General features: G+C 72.5%; 15 protein-coding genes. 12 read left to right on the top strand and 3 right to left on the bottom strand.

From position 1 onward, the window contains the following. The first annotated feature begins 117 nt into the window (after positions 1–117). The 8 genes from ruvC (at position 118) to AC067J_RS16940 (ending at position 9,692) form a co-directional block, all read left to right on the top strand. A complete protein-coding gene (gene ruvC, locus AC067J_RS16905; RefSeq protein ID WP_478299841.1) occupies positions 118–705 on the top strand; it encodes a crossover junction endodeoxyribonuclease RuvC in 588 nt (195 codons plus the stop codon). Next, positions 702–1,313, top strand: coding sequence for a Holliday junction branch migration protein RuvA (gene ruvA, locus AC067J_RS16910; RefSeq protein WP_478299843.1), 612 nt, complete (start codon positions 702–704; stop codon positions 1,311–1,313). Before ruvC ends, ruvA begins: the two co-directional genes overlap by 4 nt. A gap of 168 nt (positions 1,314–1,481) precedes the next feature. Then, positions 1,482–2,558, top strand: coding sequence for a Holliday junction branch migration DNA helicase RuvB (gene ruvB / locus AC067J_RS16915; RefSeq protein WP_478299845.1), 1,077 nt, complete (start codon positions 1,482–1,484; stop codon positions 2,556–2,558). Positions 2,559–2,805: 247 nt separating this feature from the next. Further along, positions 2,806–3,213, top strand: coding sequence for a preprotein translocase subunit YajC (gene yajC / locus AC067J_RS16920; protein ID WP_478299847.1), 408 nt, complete (start codon positions 2,806–2,808; stop codon positions 3,211–3,213). 144 nt (positions 3,214–3,357) lie between these two features. Then, complete coding sequence (secD, locus tag AC067J_RS16925) at positions 3,358–5,220, top strand: protein translocase subunit SecD (RefSeq protein WP_478299849.1); 1,863 nt, start codon at positions 3,358–3,360, stop codon at positions 5,218–5,220. A gap of 4 nt (positions 5,221–5,224) precedes the next feature. Further along, a complete protein-coding gene (gene secF / locus AC067J_RS16930) occupies positions 5,225–6,331 on the top strand; it encodes a protein translocase subunit SecF (protein WP_478299851.1) in 1,107 nt (368 codons plus the stop codon). A 25-nt stretch (positions 6,332–6,356) separates the two neighbouring features. Then, positions 6,357–6,908 (top strand): adenine phosphoribosyltransferase, encoded by a 552-nt coding sequence (locus AC067J_RS16935; RefSeq protein ID WP_478299853.1) that lies wholly within the window; start codon positions 6,357–6,359, stop codon positions 6,906–6,908. 345 nt (positions 6,909–7,253) lie between these two features. Further along, positions 7,254–9,692, top strand: coding sequence for a RelA/SpoT family protein (locus AC067J_RS16940; protein WP_478300099.1), 2,439 nt, complete (start codon positions 7,254–7,256; stop codon positions 9,690–9,692). Positions 9,693–9,772: 80 nt separating this feature from the next. Here the strand turns inward: AC067J_RS16940 and AC067J_RS16945 are convergent, their stop codons facing one another. Together AC067J_RS16945 and AC067J_RS16950 are read right to left on the bottom strand one after the other, a co-directional pair. Beyond that, a complete protein-coding gene (locus AC067J_RS16945) occupies positions 9,773–11,002 on the bottom strand; it encodes a DUF349 domain-containing protein (RefSeq protein WP_478299855.1) in 1,230 nt (409 codons plus the stop codon). Between the two features lie 265 nt (positions 11,003–11,267). After that, entirely contained in the window at positions 11,268–12,098 is an 831-nt protein-coding gene (locus tag AC067J_RS16950; RefSeq protein ID WP_478299857.1) for a peptidylprolyl isomerase, read from the bottom strand. A gap of 281 nt (positions 12,099–12,379) precedes the next feature. On the opposite strand from AC067J_RS16950, the gene AC067J_RS16955 reads away from it, so the two are divergent. The 4 genes from AC067J_RS16955 to AC067J_RS16970 all read left to right on the top strand — a co-directional run bounded on the left by AC067J_RS16955 (position 12,380) and on the right by AC067J_RS16970 (position 16,757). Beyond that, positions 12,380–13,087, top strand: coding sequence for an MBL fold metallo-hydrolase (locus tag AC067J_RS16955; protein ID WP_478299858.1), 708 nt, complete (start codon positions 12,380–12,382; stop codon positions 13,085–13,087). Positions 13,088–13,098: 11 nt separating this feature from the next. Further along, positions 13,099–14,361, top strand: a complete 1,263-nt coding sequence (gene hisS, locus AC067J_RS16960) for a histidine--tRNA ligase (RefSeq protein WP_478299860.1) — start codon at positions 13,099–13,101, stop codon at positions 14,359–14,361. Further along, on the top strand, positions 14,358–16,148 hold the full coding sequence (gene aspS / locus AC067J_RS16965; RefSeq protein ID WP_478299862.1) for an aspartate--tRNA ligase: 1,791 nt from the start codon (positions 14,358–14,360) through the stop codon (positions 16,146–16,148). The genes hisS and aspS overlap by 4 nt, the downstream gene beginning before the upstream one ends. 102 nt (positions 16,149–16,250) lie before the next feature. Beyond that, a complete protein-coding gene (locus tag AC067J_RS16970; protein WP_478299863.1) occupies positions 16,251–16,757 on the top strand; it encodes a GNAT family N-acetyltransferase in 507 nt (168 codons plus the stop codon). Positions 16,758–16,874: 117 nt separating this feature from the next. Here the strand turns inward: AC067J_RS16970 and AC067J_RS16975 are convergent, their stop codons facing one another. Continuing rightward, on the bottom strand, positions 16,875–17,780 hold the full coding sequence (locus AC067J_RS16975; RefSeq protein ID WP_478299865.1) for a LysR family transcriptional regulator: 906 nt from the start codon (positions 17,778–17,780) through the stop codon (positions 16,875–16,877). Positions 17,781–18,106: the final 326 nt, after the last annotated feature.

Here is an 18,106-nt window from a genome sequence, read left to right on the forward strand (position 1 = left end):
CCGGGCCGGTGTCGTTCGAGCCGTTGTCCGACCCGGGCGGTAGCCTTCGCAGGTCGCCGGGCCAACGGGTCGCGGTGCCCGGAGGCGGGCGGTGGTCTACCGAGAGGCGGGGCAGGAGTGCGGGTACTGGGTGTGGACCCGGGGCTGACCAGGTGCGGGGTCGGCGTGGTCGACGGCGCGCCCGGCCGGCCGCTGCGGATGGTCGGGGTCGGGGTGGTGCGCACGCCCGCCGACGCCGAGATCGGGCACCGGCTGCTCCTGGTCGAGCAGGGCATCGAGGGCTGGCTCGACGAGCACCGGCCGGACCTGGTCGCCGTCGAGCGGGTCTTCGCCCAGCACAACGTGCGCACCGTGATGGGCACCGCGCAGGCCAGCGCGGTCGCCATGCTGTGCGCCACCCGGCGCGGCATACCGGTCACCCTGCACACGCCGAGCGAGGTCAAGGCCGCCGTGACGGGCTCCGGCCGGGCCGACAAGGCCCAGGTCACCGCCATGGTGCAGCGGCTGCTGCGGCTGGACGCCCCGCCCAAGCCGGCCGACGCCGCCGACGCGCTGGCGCTGGCCATCTGCCACATCTGGCGCGGCGGCGCCACCGACCGGATCGCCGCCGCGCTGGCCAAGGCGGCCCCCGCGCAGGCGGTGCCCGCCAAGGCCCCCGCCGCCCGCCCGTACTCCGCCCGTCCCACCCGAGGAGCCGCCCGATGATCGCGTTCGTCCAGGGACCGGTGGCCGTGATCAGCGGCTCCACCGTCGTCGTCGAGGTCGGCGGGGTGGGCATGGCCGTCCAGGTCACCGCGGCCACCGCCGCCGCCCTGCGGCCCGGCGAGCCCGCCCGGCTCGCCACCTCGCTGGTCGTGCGGGAGGACTCGCTCACCCTCTACGGCTTCGCCGACGACGACGAGCGCGCGGTCTTCGAGATCCTCCAGGCCGCGCCCGGCGTCGGCCCCCGGCTCGCGCAGGCGATGCTCGGCGTGCACAGCCCGGACGAGCTGCGCACCGCCGTCGCCGCCGGCAACGAGAAGGCGCTGATCGCCGTCCCCGGCATCGGCAAGGCCAAGGCCGCGAAGCTGCTGCTGGAGTACAAGGACAAGCTGGGTGCCCCGCACGGCAGCGTCCCGGCCCAGAAGCCGGTCGCCACCGGGCCGGCGCCGTGGGGCGAGCAGCTGCACGCGGCGCTGGTCGGCCTCGGCTACGCGCCGCGCGAGGCGGACGAGGCGGTCACCGTCGTCACCCCGGAGGCCGAGGCGCAGGCCGTCCCGGACGTCGGCACCCTGCTGCGGTCCGCCCTGCGCTCCCTCAACCGGGCCCGCTGACCGCGGACCGCCGCCGGCCCGTACCGGCGGCGGGCCGCGGAACCCGGGCCGACCCCGCCGATCTGACCACCTGTCACCTTGTCGACATTGGAGCCCGCACCAAGTGAGCGCGCGAACCATCCAGAGGGGCGCCGGCGAAGCCGCCGGCGAGCGGAGCGAGGAGAGGGCATGAGCCCGTACGACTCCGACCCGGCCGACCGGCTGGTGACGGCCGCCGCCGACGGCGAGGACCAGGCCGTCGAGGCGGCGCTGCGCCCCCGGCAGCTGGACGAGTTCATCGGCCAGGAGCGGGTGCGCGAGCAGCTGTCCCTGGTGCTCCAGGCCGCCCGCCAGCGCGGCACCGCCCCCGACCACGTGCTGCTCAGCGGTCCGCCCGGGCTCGGCAAGACCACCCTGTCGATGATCATCGCGGCCGAGCTGGGGGCCCCGATCCGGATCACCTCCGGCCCGGCGATCCAGCACGCCGGCGACCTCGCGGCGATCCTCTCCTCGCTCACCGAGGGCGAGGTGCTCTTCCTCGACGAGATCCACCGGATGTCCCGGCCGGCCGAGGAGATGCTCTACATGGCGATGGAGGACTTCCGGGTCGACGTGATCGTCGGCAAGGGCCCGGGCGCGACCGCCATCCCGCTGGAGCTGCCGCCGTTCACCCTGGTCGGCGCCACCACCCGGGCCGGGCTGCTGCCGCCGCCGCTGCGCGACCGGTTCGGCTTCACCGGGCACATGGAGTTCTACGCCCCGGCCGAGCTCCAGCGGGTGGTGCACCGCTCGGCCGCCCTGCTGGACGTCGAGATCGACCCGGCCGGTGCCGCCGAGATCGCCGGCCGCTCCCGGGGCACGCCGCGCATCGCCAACCGGCTGCTGCGCCGGGTCCGCGACTACGCGCAGGTCCGGCACGACGGCGTGGTCACCCCGGAGATCGCCGGCCAGGCGCTGGACGTCTACGAGGTCGACGCCCGCGGCCTGGACCGGCTGGACCGCGCGGTGCTGGACGCGCTGCTGCGGCTGTTCGGCGGCGGCCCGGTCGGGCTGTCGACCCTGGCCGTCGCGGTGGGGGAGGAGGCCGAGACGGTCGAGGAGGTCGCCGAGCCGTTCCTGGTCCGCGAGGGTCTGCTCGCCCGGACCCCGCGCGGCCGGATCGCCACCGCCGCCGCCTGGCAGCACCTCGGTCTCACCCCGCCGGTCCAGGCCGCCAGGGGGGCCGTACCGGCCCAACCGGAGCTTTTCCGCCCCGAACAGGGCTGAACGGGTGAGAACGGAGCGTGTGCATACCGTGCACGCCCGCTCCGGGGGCGGTGGGAGAAGCCGTGGGGGAAGTCCCGGGAAACTGTGCAGGCCGAGGCTCGCCACTTTCGGCGGCAGGATGCGATGCTTGGCGTTGTCCGATCAGTTCGGGGTCGCCTAGACTCCGCCGGACCGCCCCTCTCACCCGACGGGACGACCAATACCACACAGGCCGCCGGCCGGCGGCCCGTAAAGGACCCTGGCTGCAGTGAACCTCATCATCCTTCTCCTCCCGATCATCGCGATCGTGCTCATGTTCCGGTCGCAGAAGAAGCGCCAGCAGCAGATGCAGCAGATGCAGACCGCGCTGGAGCCAGGGGCGGGGGTGCGCACCATCGGCGGCCTGTACGCCCAGGTGAAGGCGGTCAACGACGAGACCGTCGAGCTGGAGATCGCGCCCGGCGTGGTCAGCCACTTCACCAAGAGCGCGATCGCGGCGGTCCTGGATCCCGCGGAGTACGACGCGATCATCAACGGCCGCCCGGCCGACGACGAGCTGTCCGAGGCCTCCGACGAGGACGCCGAGATCGAGCCGGCGGACGAGACGCCCCTGTCGCTCAGCAAGGACGGCGCGGAGAAGACCGAGGCCGAGGGCGGGGCTCCCGCGAGCAAGTAGTACGGTCGGGCATCCGCCCGGCCGCGCGGCGCACCGCCGCGAGCCCACAGGACTCAGGGCCGCAGTTCCGCCACACCCCGTCCAGCCACGCGCAGGGCGGGGTCCGGTGGGGGGAAGTGGCATGGACAGGGAGAAACGAGCAAGGTGGCAACACCCAAGTCGCGCCCGCGCGACGGCTACCCAGGGCGGGCGCTGGCCCTCATCCTGGTCGTCACCGTCGGACTGGTCGCCCTCATGTTCGGGACGGGTCACACCAAGCCCCGCCTCGGGATCGACCTCGCAGGCGGCACCAGCATCACGCTGAGCGCGAAGTCGACCGACCCCAAGGCGATCAACAAGTCCAACATGGACATCGCCACCGGGATCATCGAGCAGCGGGTCAACGGGATGGGTGTCTCCGAGGCGGAGGTGCAGACCCAGGGCGACCAGAACATCATCGTCAACATCCCCAAGGGCGGTGACAAGCAGACCGCGGCCGACCAGGTCGGATCCACCGCGAACCTCTACTTCCGCCCGGTCCTCGCCCTCGCGCCGAGCGGCCTCCAGGCCCCGGAGCCGACCGCTTCCCCCTCGGCGAGCGGCAGCGCCGCCCCGAGCGCCACCGGCACCCCGGCCGCCACCGGCACCCCGAGCGCCACCTCGTCGGCCTCGGCCGGCAGCACGGCCGCCGCGCCCAGCGCCAGCGCCACCAAGCAGGGCCGGCCGGCCGGTGAGGCCCTCGCGGCCGACGTCACGCCGTCCGCCGCCGCCACCGGCGCCGCGGCCACCGGCACCCCGTCCGCGGCCGCCACCGGCACCCCGTCCGCGGCCGCCACCGGCACCCCGAGCGCCGCCGCCACCGCCCCGGCCCCGGTCACGCCGGACCTCTCCGCGGCGATGACCTCGGGCACCGTGCCGCCGGAGCTGGCCGCCCAGTTCGCCGCGCTCGACTGCACCAAGCCCGAGCAGCGCCAGAACCACCAGACCTCCGAGGGCGCGCCGACCGTCGCCTGCACCCAGAAGGACGAGAAGGGCCTCTGGTACAAGCTCGCCCTCGGCCCGGTCGCGGTCTTCGGCAAGGACGTCTCCAAGGCGCAGGCCACCATCGACACCCAGCAGGGTGGCGGGTGGCAGGTCCAGCTGCAGTTCAACGGCAAGGGCACCGACGCGTTCACGGCCGTCACCGGCCAGCTGGCCGCTCAGCCCGACCCGACCAACCAGTTCGCCATCGTGCTGGACGGCCAGGTCGTCTCCCACCCGTTCGTGCGCGGCGCCATCCCCGGCGGCTCGGCCGTGATCTCGGGCAGCTTCACCCAGACCGAGGCGCAGAACCTCGCCAACCAGCTGAGCTTCGGCGCGCTGCCGCTGGAGTTCACCACCAGCGACGTCACCACCGTCTCCCCGCAGCTCGGCGGCGACCAGCTGAAGGCCGGCCTGGTCGCCGGTCTGATCGGCATGGTCCTGGTGGTCCTGTACTCGCTGGTCTACTACCGCGGCCTGGGCCTGGTCTCGATCGCCGGTCTGCTCGTCTCGGCGGCCCTGACCTACTCGATCATGAGCCTGCTCGGCGCCGGGATCGGCTTCGCGCTGAACCTGCCCGCGGTCTGCGGTGCGATCGTCGCGATCGGTATCACCGCCGACTCCTTCATCGTGTACTTCGAGCGGATCCGCGACGAGGTCCGCGAGGGCGCCCCGCTGCGCCCGGCGGTCCAGCGGGCCTGGCCGCGCGCCCGGCGCACCATCCTGGTGTCGGACTTCGTCTCCTTCCTCTGTGCCGCCGTGCTCTACGTGGTCTCGGTCGGCAAGGTGCAGGGCTTCGCCTTCACGCTGGGTCTGACCACCGCGCTCGACGTCGTGGTGATCTTCCTCTTCACCAAGCCGCTGATCACGCTGCTGGCCCGCCGGAAGTTCTTCTCCGACGGCCACCCGTGGTCCGGCCTGGACCCGAAGCGGCTGGGCGCGCGCCCGCCGCTGCGCAGCAGCCGTCGCCGTACCCCCTCGTCCTCCGCCGCCGTGAAGGAGGCCTGACACCGTGTCACGCTTCTCCAATCTGGGCCACAAGCTCTACCAGGGCGAGGTCAGCTTCGACTTCGTCGGGCGCCGCAAGCTCTGGTACAGCATCTCCGGGGTGATCGTCCTGGTCGCCGCGATCGGCCTGGCGATGGGCCTCCACCTCGGCATCGAGTTCAAGGGCGGCTCGGTCTACACCGTGACCAAGCCCGGGCTCTCGGTCTCGCAGGCGCAGGAGACGGTCGACAAGATCGTCGAGTCGCACCCGCTGGTGCAGTCGACCGACAACGGCAAGATCCGCATCCAGGTCTCCTCCGAGGAGAAGATCACCTCCTCGGTCATCACCGAGAACCTGGCCAAGGAACTGAACATCCCGGTCAAGGAGATCGAGGCCCAGGTGATCGGCCCCAGCTGGGGTGAACAGATCTCCAACAAGGCACTCACCGGTCTGGTCATCTTCATGATCCTGGTGACGATCTACCTGGCGATCGCCTTCGAGTGGCGGATGGCGGTGGCCGCACTGGTCGCCCTCATCCACGACCTCCTGATCACCATCGGCGTCTACGCCCTGGTCGGCTTCGAGGTCACCCCGGGCACCGTGATCGGCTTCCTGACCATCCTCGGGTACTCCCTCTACGACACGGTCGTCGTCTTCGACACCGTGAAGGAGAACACCAAGGACCTCACGAAGCAGAACAAGATCACCTACAGCGAGGCGGCCAACGCGGGCCTCAACCAGACCCTGGTCCGCTCGCTCAACACCACCGTGGTCGCCCTGCTCCCGGTGGCGGCGCTGCTGTTCATCGGCGGCGGCCTCCTCGGGGCCGGCACGCTGAACGACATCTCGCTCGCGCTGTTCATCGGTCTCGCCGCCGGTGCCTACTCCTCGATCTGCGTCGCCACCCCGCTGCTCGCGCAGCTGAAGGAGGAGCAGCCGGAGATGAAGGCCCTCGCCAAGCGGGTCGCCCAGCGGCGTGCCGCGGAGGCCAAGGCGGAGGCGGCCAAGGCCGCCGGCGCCGAGAACGGCGAGGGGATCTCCGACGAGGAGCAGCCGGCGGGTATGGTCGGTCAGCGCGGCAGGGCGGCCGGCACCACGCGTGCCAAGGGCCGTCCGTCCACCAAGCGCTGATCCCCGTCGACCCTAAGGACCCTTCGTGACCACCGCCGACACCACCCTGGCCCAGCTGCTGAACAGCCGGATCAGGGACGTCCCGGACTACCCGAAGCCGGGCGTGCTGTTCAAGGACATCGCGCCGCTGCTCGCCGACGCCGAGGCCTTCGCGGCGCTCACCCGGGCGCTGGCGGACCGGGCCAAGGAGCTCGGGGCGACGAAGGTGGTCGGCCTGGAGGCGCGCGGCTTCGTGCTGGCGGCCCCGGCGGCGTTCGCGGCCGGGCTCGGCTTCGTGCCGATCCGCAAGCAGGGCAAGCTGCCCGGCGAGGTGTTCCGCCGTTCGTACGAGCTGGAGTACGGCTCGGCGACGCTGGAGGTCCAGTGCGACGCCTTCGCGCCCGGCGAGCGGGTGCTGGTGGTGGACGACGTGCTGGCGACCGGAGGGACGATCGGCGCCTCGCTGGACCTGGTGAAGGAGGCCGGCGCCGAGCTCGCGGGCGTCGTGGTCCTGATGGAGCTGGGCTTCCTGGACGGGCGCGAGCGGCTGGCCCCGCACCTGGGGGCGGCTCCGCTGGAGACGCTGGTCACGGTCTGAGGGGTGGCCCGGGGCGTCCCGGACCCCCAGAGTCATCGCGGCGACGAGCGGCGGTCGGATTCCTCCGGCCGCCGCTCGTCGGCGTTCCGGCGGGTCGGGCGGGTCCGGTGCGTCCGGCGGGGCCGGCGGGGCCGGCGGGTCCGGTGCGTCCGACGGGGCCGGCGGGCGGGGCTCCCCGGGGCCCTTGCGGGCGGGCGTGGTTCGTGTCGGTCGTGTGTCCGGTGCGTGTCCGGGCCCGGCCGACCGAACGCCCCGGCGCCCGGCTCGGTACCATGAAGATTCATCCCCTCCCGGTTGTGCGAGTCGAGCGATCCGCGCGGAGGGGCAGGCCGAGTGCCCCGAGGAGTGTCCTTGCCCGACGAGGTTGTGCCCACGGCCGCTGCGGCCGCCCCCGAGAACCGGCCCACGCCCTCGGGGGCCACCCCGGCACGCCCGGCGTCGACCCCGTCGCGCGCGGTGGCCCCGGCGGGCCGCCCGTCCAGCGCCGGCGGCATGCGCGCCCGCCTCGCCCGCCTCGGCGGCCAGCGCTCCAGCGTGCTCAACCCCGTGCTGGAGCCGCTCTTCCGGTCGATCCGGGCCAACGACCCCAAGGCCGACCCGGCGCTGCTGCGCGACATCGAGAAGGCCTACGCGGTCGCCGAGAAGTGGCACCGGGGGCAGAAGCGCAAGAGCGGCGACCCGTACATCACCCACCCGCTGGCCGTGGCGACCATCCTGGCCGAGCTGGGCATGGACGCCCCGACCCTGATGGCCGGGCTGCTGCACGACACGGTCGAGGACACCGACTACGGCCTGGAGACCCTGCGCAAGGACTTCGGCGACTCGGTCGCCCTGCTGGTCGACGGCGTCACCAAGCTGGACCGGGTCAAGTTCGGCGAGGCCGCGCAGGCCGAGACGGTCCGCAAGATGGTCGTCGCGATGGCCAAGGACCCCCGGGTCCTGGTGATCAAGCTGGCCGACCGCCTGCACAACATGCGCACGATGCGCTACCTCAAGCGGGAGAAGCAGGAGAAGAAGGCCCGCGAGACGCTGGAGATCTACGCCCCGCTGGCGCACCGGCTGGGCATGAACACCATCAAGTGGGAGCTGGAGGACCTCGCCTTCGCGATCCTCTACCCCAAGATGTACGACGAGATCGTCCGGCTGGTCGCCGAGCGCGCCCCCAAGCGGGACGAGTACCTGGCGACCGTCATCGACCAGGTCCAGGGCGACCTGCGCGGCGCCCGGATCACCGCCTCCGTCACCGGCCGGCCGAAGCACTACTACTCGGTCTACCAGAAGATGATCGTCCGGGGCCGGGACTTCGCCGAGATCTACGACCTGGTGGGCATCCGGGTCCTGGTCGACACCGTCCGCGACTGCTACGCGGCACTGGGCACCATCCACGCGCGGTGGAACCCGGTGCCGGGGCGGTTCAAGGACTACATCGCGATGCCCAAGTTCAACATGTACCAGTCGCTGCACACCACGGTGATCGGTCCCGGGGGCAAGCCCGTCGAGCTGCAGATCCGCACCTTCGACATGCACCGCCGGGCCGAGTACGGCATCGCGGCGCACTGGAAGTACAAGCAGCGCGCGGTGGCCGGCGCCTCCAAGGTGCGCACCGACACCCCGACCCAGACCCGTAAGGACGACAAGGCCGGCGCCGTCAACGAGATGGCCTGGCTGCGGCAGCTGCTGGACTGGCAGAAGGAGACCGCCGACCCCAGCGAGTTCCTGGAGTCGCTCCGCTTCGACCTGGCCAGCAACGAGGTCTTCGTCTTCACGCCCAAGGGCGACGTCATAGCCCTGCCGGCCGGCGCCACTCCGGTGGACTTCGCCTTCGCGGTGCACACCGAGGTCGGCTACCGGACCATAGGGGCCCGGGTGAACGGGCGGCTGGTGCCGCTGGAGTCGACCCTGGAGAACGGCGACACCGTCGAGGTCTTCACCTCCAAGGCGGAGAACGCCGGACCCTCCCGGGACTGGCTCGGCTTCGTCAAGTCGCCGCGGGCCCGCAACAAGATCCGCGCCTGGTTCTCCAAGGAGCGCCGCGAGGAGGCGATCGAGCAGGGCAAGGAGGCCATCGCCCGGGCGATGCGCAAGCAGGGCCTGCCGATCCAGCGGATCCTGACCGGCGACTCGCTGGTCACCCTGGCCCACGAGATGCGCTACCCGGACATCTCCTCGCTCTACGCGGCGATCGGCGAGGGCCACGTCGCCGCGCAGAACATCGTCCAGAAGCTGGTGCAGGCGCTGGGCGGCGAGGAGGGCGCCACCGAGGACCTCGCCGAGACGGCGACGCCGACCCACGATAACCGCCGGGCGGTGCGCCGCCGGGCCAAGGGCGACCCCGGCGTGATCGTCAAGGGCGTCGAGGACGTCTGGGTCAAGCTGTCGCGCTGCTGCACCCCGGTGCCGGGCGACAACATCGTCGGCTTCGTCACCCGCGGCAACGGCGTCTCGGTGCACCGCGCCGACTGCGTCAACGTGGAGGCGCTGAGCCAGCAGCCCGAGCGGATGATCGACGTCGAGTGGGCGGCCACCCAGTCCTCGGTCTTCCTGGTGGCCATCCAGGTCGAGGCGCTGGACCGCTCCCGGCTGCTCTCGGACGTCACCCGGGTCCTCTCGGACCAGCACGTCAACATCCTGTCGGCGGCGGTGCAGACCTCCCGCGACCGGGTGGCGATGAGCCGGTTCACCTTCGAGATGGGCGACCCGAAGCACCTGGGCCACGTGCTCAAGGCGGTCCGCGGCGTCGAGGGCGTCTACGACGTCTACCGGGTCACCTCGGCCCGCAAGTAGCCGGCGACGGAAAGGGCCCCCGGGGGAATCCCCCGGGGGCCCTTCCTGGTGTCCGGCACCTGGTGTCCGGCGGCCCCGGATCAGCCGCTGAACTCCTCCTGGCTCCGGTGCGCCTGCTCCAGCAGGGTCTGGACGCCGGCCAGCTCGTTCTCCAGCTTCGCGACCTTGCTCGCGTTGCCGGCCGCGCGGGCCTTGTCCAGGTCGGCCTGGATCTTGTCGGCCTTGGCCTGGAAGAGGCCGACCATGCCGGCGGCGCGGGCCTTGGCCTCCGGGTTGGAGCGCTTCCACTCGGTGTCCTCGGCCTCGCGGATCGCCCGCTCGACCGTGTTCAGCCGGCCGTCCAGCTTCGGCCGGGCGTCGCGCGGCACGTGGCCGATCGCCTCCCAGCGCTCGTTCACCTCGCGCAGCGCGGCCTTGGCCGCCTTGAGGTCGGTGATCGGGAGGATCGCCTCGGCCTCGGCCGCCAGCGCCTCCTTGAGCTTCTGGTTGGCGACCTGCTCGGCGTCGCGCTCGCTGAACACCGCGGAGCGGGCCTGGAAGAAGACGTCCTGGGCGCCGCGGAACCGCGCCCACAGCTCGTCCTCGATGTCGCGCTGGGCGCGGCCGGCGGCCTTCCAGCGCGCCATCAGGTCGCGGTAGGCGGCCGCGGTGTCGCCCCACTCGGTGGACGAGGAGAGCGCCTCGGCCTCGGCGACCAGCGCCTCCTTGGTGACCCGGGCCTGGTCGCGCTCGGCGTCCAGGGCCGCGAAGTGCGACTTGCGGTGCTTGGAGAAGACCGAGCGGGCGTGCGAGAAGCGGTGCCACAGCTCGTCGTCGCTCTTGCGGTCCAGCCGGGGCAGGCCCTTCCAGGTGTCCACCAGGGCGCGCAGCCGGTCGCCGGCCTCCCGCCACTGGGTGGACTCGGCGAGCTGCTCGGCCTCGGCGACCAGCGCCTCCTTGGCGGTGCGGGTCTCGTCCTGGGCCTTGGCCCGGGCGGCCTTGCGCTCCTCGCGGCGGCTCTCGATCTCGCCGGCGAGCGTGTCCAGCCGCTTGGCCAGCGAGGCCAGGTCGCCGACCGCGTGCGCCTCGGTGACCTGCTCGCGCAGGTGCTCCAGTGCGGCCTGGGCGTCCTTGGCGGCCAGGTCGGTGGTGCGCACCCGCTTCTCCAGCAGGCCGATCTCCACCTCGATGCCCTGGTACTTGCGCTCGAAGTAGGCGAGCGCCTCCTCGGGCGAGCCGGCCTGCCAGGAACCCACGACGCGTTCGCCGTCGGCCGTCCTGACGTAGACCGTGCCCTGCTCGTCGACACGGCCCCACGGGTCGCTGCTCATAGCGCGTCCTCCACATGACGTCGCGTCCGCGCCGGGGCGGTCCGCGTCCGTCGTCCACAGTTGATGTGCGGCGGACCGATGAGTCCGCCGTCCCCGTCCGCCGTGTTCTGCTGCCGAGGGTGACGGCCGGCGGGTCTGGGCACCCTATACAACGCCAACATAGGCGACCAGTCCCGGTGCTGTCCGCATCCGGGGCCGGGCGATTTCGGGCCGGGGCCGCTCCGGCGCGCGCCGCACGGGCGGCGGCGGGCGGCCCCGGGGCGGGTCAACCCTTCGCGGTGGTCACCGTGTTGAACGTGACGTCGGCCATCGGGTGGCCGTCCGTGCCGCCCTCCAGGGTGCCCGCGGCGGCGATCTTCTGGACCACGTCCAGGCCGCCGGTGATCTTGCCGAACGGGGTGTAGTTCGGGCCGAGCTGGGTGTCCTTGTAGACCAGGAAGAACTGGCTGCCGTTGGTGCCGGGGCCGGCGTTGGCCATCGCCACGGTGCCCGCCGGGTAGGTGGCGCCGGTCAGGTTCTCGTCGGCGAACTTGTAACCCGGGCCGCCGGTGCCGCCGGGGGCGGTGGCGCTCGCGGTCGGGTCGCCGCACTGCAGCACGTAGATGCCGCCGGTGGTCAGGCGGTGGCACTTGGTGTGGTCGAAGTACTGCTCGGCGGAGAGGAAGGCGAAGGAGTTCACCGTGTGCGGGGCCTTGGCCGCGTCCAGGGTGAGCGTCACCTTGCCGCAGTTGGTGTCCAGCGTCGTGGTGTAGGTGGCCTCCGTGTCGACGGTCATGGCCGGCTCGGCCTGCCACTGCTTGCCGTTCGGCGCGCCCGGCGCCGGGTCCGCGCAGCCCTCGACCGGCTTGCGGGTCGGGACGGTGGGCTCGGTGGGGGTGGGGGCGGCCTGGGCGGTGGCCGAGTCCTTCTTGTCGTCCGAGTCGAAGGCGCCGGTCGCGAAGAGCGTGCCGCCGCCGGCCAGCACGACCACGGCGAGCGAGGCGCCGAGGATCGTGTTGCGGCGCTTGCGCTTGGCCGCCTCGGCGACCCGGCGCTCCATCTGGCGCTCGTACTTGTCACGGGCGAGCTGCCGCCGCCGCTGTTCGCTGCTGACCACCGGCTCAGTCTCCTACGGATGTGCGGTCTCGGATGTGGGGGCTTCGTGTGCGGATGCCGATGCGGATCATCGCATCCATCGGCGGCCAAGTGTAGGGACCGCGACCGTAAGAACGGGGTGAACCTGTCAGGTCGCGGTGAACCTGTCACGCCCATCTGGTTCGCAACCGGGCCCGCCCCGCCGGTAGGCTGCCCCTACATCACCGTTCGTAGCCGCTCCCGTGGCCGCCGCCGCGACCGGCACCAGAAGCCCGACGCCAGACCGACACCCGAAGGACGCGCGTGTTCATCGCCGGATTCCCCGCTGGAGCCTGGGGCACCAACTGCTACCTGGTCGCTCCGGCGCCGGGCGAGGAGTGCGTCATCGTCGACCCCGGCCACCAGGCCGCGCGGGGCGTCGAGGAACTGGTCCGCGAGCACCGTCTGAAGCCGGTCGCCGTGCTGCTCACCCACGGCCACATCGACCACGTCGCCTCGGTGGTCCCGGTCTGCGGCGCCAAGGGCGTCCCGGCCTGGATCCACCCCGAGGACCGCTACATGATGAGCGACCCGGAGAAGGCGCTCGGCCGCTCGCTCGGCACGCAGCTGATGGGCGAGCTCACCGTCGGCGAGCCCGACGACGTGCGCGAGCTGACCGACGGCAGCGTGCTGGAGCTGGCCGGACTCGCGCTCACCGTCGACCACGCCCCCGGCCATACCGGGGGGTCGGTGACGTTCCGGACACCCGGCGCCGAGGACCTCCCTCCGGTGCTCTTCTCGGGTGACCTGCTCTTCGCCGGCTCCATAGGGCGAACCGACCTCCCGGGCGGGGACAGCGAGGCGATCATGCGGTCGCTGGCCCGGGTGTGCCTGCCCCTCGACGACGCCACCGTGGTTCTCTCCGGCCACGGCGGACAGACCACCATCGGCCGTGAGCGCGCCACCAACCCCTACCTCCGAGAGGCAGCGGGGGCGTCCGGCGCCCCGGCCTTCCCGCGACGAGGAATGTGACGGAAGAGAAGTTGAGCACCTTCACCGCCCCCAAGGGCACCTACGACCTGCTGCCCCCGAGCTCCGCGACGTTCCTGGCGATCCGCGAGGCGATCGCCGCGCCCGCCCGCCGGGCCGGCTACGGCTACATCGAGACCCCGGTCTTCGAGGACGTGAAGCTCTTCTCCCGCGGCGTCGGCGAGTCCACCGACATCGTCACCAAGGAGATGTACAGCCTCACCACCAAGGGCGGCGACGAGCTCGCGCTGCGCCCCGAGGGCACCGCCTCGGTGCTGCGCGCCGCACTCCAGGCGAACCTGCACAAGCAGGGCAACCTGCCGGTCAAGCTCTGGTACTCCGGCTCCTACTACCGCTACGAGCGGGCGCAGAAGGGCCGCTACCGCCAGTTCTCGCAGGTCGGCGCGGAGGCGATCGGCGCGGAGGACCCGGCGCTGGACGCCGAGCTGATCATCCTGGCCGACGACGCCTTCCGCTCGCTCGGGCTGAGCGACTACACGCTGCTGCTCAACAGCCTCGGCGACAAGCAGTGCCGCCCGGTGTACCGCGCCGCGCTGATCGAGTTCCTGGCCGGCCTGGACCTCGACGAGGACACCCGCCGCCGCGCCGGGATCAACCCGCTGCGCGTCCTGGACGACAAGCGCGAGTCGGTGCAGGCCCAGCTCACCGGCGCGCCGATGCTGCGCGACTTCCTCTGCGAGGACTGCAAGGCCTACGACGAGAAGGTGCGCGAGCTGCTCACCGCCAACGGCGTGGCCTTCACCGACGACCCGAAGCTGGTCCGCGGCCTGGACTACTACACCCGCACCACCTTCGAGTTCGTGCACAACGGCCTCGGCGCCCAGTCCGCGATCGGCGGCGGCGGCCGCTACGACGGCCTCTCCGAGATGATCGGCGGCCCCGCGCTGCCGTCCGTCGGCTGGGCCCTCGGCGTGGACCGCACCTTCCTGGCGCTGGAGGCCGAGGGCGTCGCCCTCGACCTGCCCGCCGCCACCTCCGTCTACGCCGTCGCGCTCGGCGAGGAGGCCAAGAACGTCCTGTTCGCCAAGGTCGTCGAGCTGCGCCGGGCCGGCGTCGCCACCGACCTCGCCTTCGGCGTCAAGAGCATCAAGAACGCCATGAAGTCCGCCGACCGGTCCGGCGCCCGCTTCGCCCTCGTGGCCGGGGACCGGGACCTCGCCGAAGGCGTCGTCCAGCTCAAGGACCTGACCACCGGCGAGCAGAACCCCGTCGCCCTCGACGCACTCGTCACCACCCTGAAGGAGAAGCAGCTGTGATCCGCACGCACGACGCGGGCACGCTCCGCCCGGAGCACGCAGGCACCACCGTCACCCTGGCCGGCTGGGTCGCCCGCCGCCGCGACCACGGCGGCGTGGCCTTCATCGACCTGCGCGACGCCTCCGGCACCGTGCAGATCGTGGTCCGCGACCTCGACTCGGTGCACGGCCTGCGCGCCGAGTACTGCGTCAAGGTGGTCGGTGACGTCCGCGTGCGCCCCGAGGGCAACGAGAACCCGGACATCCCGACCGGCGCCGTCGAGGTCGTCGTCAGCGGGATCGAGGTCCTCTCCGAGGCCGCGCCGCTGCCGTTCCCGGTCGCCGAGTACGAGCCCGGCACGGTCAACGAGGAGGTCCGCCTCCGCTACCGCTACCTGGACCTGCGCCGCGAGGGTCCGGCCAAGGGCCTGCGCCTGCGCTCCAAGGTCAGCAACATCATCCGCCGGGTGATGGAGGAGAACGACTACCTCGACATCGAGACGCCGTACCTCACCCGCTCCACCCCAGAGGGCGCCCGCGACTTCCTCGTCCCGGTCCGCCTCCAGCCCGGCCACTGGTACGCCCTCCCGCAGTCGCCCCAGCTGTTCAAGCAGCTGCTGATGGTGGCCGGCATGGAGCGCTACTACCAGATCGCCCGCTGCTTCCGCGACGAGGACTTCCGCGCCGACCGGCAGCCGGAGTTCACCCAGCTGGACATCGAGGCCTCGTTCGTCGACCAGGAGGACATCCTGGCCCTCGGCGAGAAGATCATCGGTTCGATCTGGCGCGAGGTGCACGGCTACGAGGTCCCGAACCCGCTGCCGCGGATGACCTACGCCGACGCCATGGGCCGCTACGGCTCGGACAAGCCGGACGTCCGGTTCGGCCAGGAGCTCACCGACCTCACCGAGTACTTCCAGGGCACCTCGTTCCGGGTCTTCCAGGCCCCGTACGTCGGCGCCGTGGTCATGCCGGGCGGTGCCTCGCAGCCGCGCAAGCAGCTCGACGCCTGGCAGGACTGGGCCAAGGCGCGCGGCGCCAAGGGCCTCGCCTACGTGCTCATCGACGCCGAGACCGGCGAGCTGCGCGGCCCGGTCGCCAAGAACCTCTCCGAGGAGCACCTGGCCGGCCTGGCCGCCGCCGCCGGCGCCAAGAACGGCGACGCGGTCTTCTTCGCGGCCGGCAAGCAGCGCCCCTCGCAGGAGCTGCTCGGCGCCGCCCGTCTGGAGATCGGCCGCCGCTGCGAGCTGATCGACGAGTCCCAGTGGGCCTTCCTCTGGGTCGTCGACTTCCCGATGTTCGAGCCCATCGAGGACGACAAGGGCGAGTTCCAGGGCTGGCACGCGGTGCACCACCCGTTCACCGCCCCGACCGCGGAGTCGCTGGCCACCTTCGACACCGACCCGGGCTCGGCGCTCTCCAACGCCTACGACCTGGTGCTCAACGGCTCGGAGCTGGGCGGCGGTTCGATCCGTATCCACCAGCGGGACGTCCAGAAGCGGGCGTTCGACGCGATCGGCCTCTCCGAGGAGGAGGCCGCCTCGCAGTTCGGCTTCCTGCTGGACGCCTTCAACTACGGCCCGCCGCCGCACGGTGGCGTCGCCTTCGGCCTGGACCGGATCGTCACCCTGCTCGGCGGGTACGACACCATCCGGGACGTCATCGCGTTCCCGAAGACGTCCACCGGCGGCGACCCGCTGACCGGCGCCCCCACCCCGATCACGCCGGCGCAGCGCCGCGAGGCCGGCGTCGACGCCCAGCCGAAGGTCCGCGAGGACGCCAAGTCCGAGGCCCAGCCGAAGGCCTGACGCCGCATCGGCCGACATCGGCTAACCTTTCACGGCCCCGGACGGCATCACCGTCGTCCGGGGCCGGTCCACAACGGTGTGTGACAGAGAGAGGGTTCCCCCATGAAGGTCAGTACCAGGGTCGAGTGTCCCGAGGACGCACCCGCCACCAGACGCGTCCACATGGCCGCCTTCCCCGGCCCGGACGAGGCCGACCTGGTGGACGCGCTGCGCCGCGATCCCGCCTGGCTGCCCGACCTGTCGGTGGTCGCGGTGGACGACGCCGGGCTCGTGGTCGGGCACGCGCTGCTCACCCGGCTGCGGGTCGGCGAGGGCCACGGCCTCGCGCTCGCGCCGGTCGCGGTCGCCCCGGAGTGGCAGCGCAAGGGCGTCGGCGAACTGGTGGTCAAGGCGGCGCTGACCGCCGCCGAGGAGGCCGGCGAGAAGCTGGTCGTCGTCCTCGGCGATCCCGACTACTACGGGCGGTTCGGCTTCCTCCCGGCGCAGCGGCACGAGGTCACCGGCCCGTTCGAGGTGCCGGAGGCCTACTTCCAGGTGCTCGCCCTGCCCGGGTACGACGGCTCCCCGCGGGGCCTGTGCCGGTACCCGGAGCCCTTCGAGGCCGTCTAGCCTCCGGACGCCGAGTCCGAGGCCCGGTGGTGCCCGGGGCCGACGCCTGCGGGCCGCCGCCGACGGCCTGACGCCAGGGCCCGGCGCCGACGGTCCCACGGCCCGGCTCCGACGGTCCTAGGGCCTGGTGCCGAAGCCGACCGTGGCCCGACAGCTGCGCACGAACGCGGCCATGGCGGGCGTCAGCCTCCGGTCCTTCGGCCAGTACAGCCCGACCTGGCTCGGGCTCAGTCCTCGCACCGGCCGGTACGCGACATCCTCGCGCGGTGCCAGCCGGCTCATCGTCTCCGGGGCGAAACCGACGCCCTGGCCGCACACCACCGCGGCCAGCCACTCGTCGGTGTTGTGCGCCACCGCGCCGATCCGCACAGGTCGCCCGCCCCGCTCCCGGACCGCCAGCCAGTACTCCCGCCAGTGCCCGGCCTCGTGCGGAATCGCCACGAAGGGCTCGTCCAGCAGCTCCTCGAAGTCGATGACCGCACGGTCGGCCAGCCGGTGCCCGGCCGGCAGCGCCGCACAGCGCGGCTCCTCGCCCAGCACGGCGACGTTGTACCGCTCGGACAGCGACGGCGGGGCGTGCCAGAGCGTCAGGTCGATCTCGCCGGTCGCCAGGCCCGAGGTCGGGTCGAACCAGTTGTTCTGCCGCAGCTCCACCTGCCAGCCAGGCATCCGCCGGGTGAAGTCGGCGACCGTGCGATGGGTCATCAGGTTGATGATGCCGCCCTCGAAGCCCACCCGCAGCGTCGAGCCCTGCTCCGCCGCGGCCGCCCGGGTGGCGCGCAGCGCCTCCTCCCACTCGGACATGATCGCGCCGGTGTGGGCGGCCAGGGCCCGGCCCGCCCGGGTGGGTGCCATGCCGCGGCGTGACCGTTCGAACAGCTCCACCCCCAGCAGCGCCTCCAGTTGGCGGATCTGCTTGGTCAGCGTCGGCTGGGAGACGAACAGCCGGGCCGCGGCGGCGGTCAGCTGGCCCTCCTCGCAGACCGCGGCGAAGCTGCGCAGCAGCCGGGTGTCCACATCCATGCCCCAAGGTTATGGAACCGGAAATTGGACCTGTCCGGCAGGTCTGGGTCAAGGTTGATCGTTCGGCCCTCGGGCCGGTCCACGGGGGAGCCCGGCAGCGGCGGTTCAGGGGGCCGCCGCTGCCGCGCCGGACATCCAGGACCTGCGGGAACCGCGCCGACCGCCTACCGTGAGGGGTCATCAGCACCCCGCCGAACGGAGGCACCCAGGTGGCAGCCAAGGCCGAACGCGAGCAGACCGGTCCGGGCGGGAAGCCGGGTGCGGGCGGGCGGACCGGCGGGAGTAGCCGCGCGGCCGGGTCACCGGCCGGGGCGTCGGCCGAGCGG

The organism is Kitasatospora sp. NPDC042419, from assembly GCF_056437345.1.

Coding starts and splice junctions, on each gene's coding strand:
- AC067J_RS16970 (WP_478299863.1), top strand. CDS start 16,251: ATGAAGGTCAGTACCAGGGTCGAGTGTCCCGAGGACGCACCCGCCACC.
- AC067J_RS16945 (WP_478299855.1), bottom strand. CDS start 11,002: ATGAGCAGCGACCCGTGGGGCCGTGTCGACGAGCAGGGCACGGTCTAC.
- ruvA (WP_478299843.1), top strand. CDS start 702: ATGATCGCGTTCGTCCAGGGACCGGTGGCCGTGATCAGCGGCTCCACC.
- ruvB (WP_478299845.1), top strand. CDS start 1,482: ATGAGCCCGTACGACTCCGACCCGGCCGACCGGCTGGTGACGGCCGCC.
- AC067J_RS16975 (WP_478299865.1), bottom strand. CDS start 17,780: ATGGATGTGGACACCCGGCTGCTGCGCAGCTTCGCCGCGGTCTGCGAG.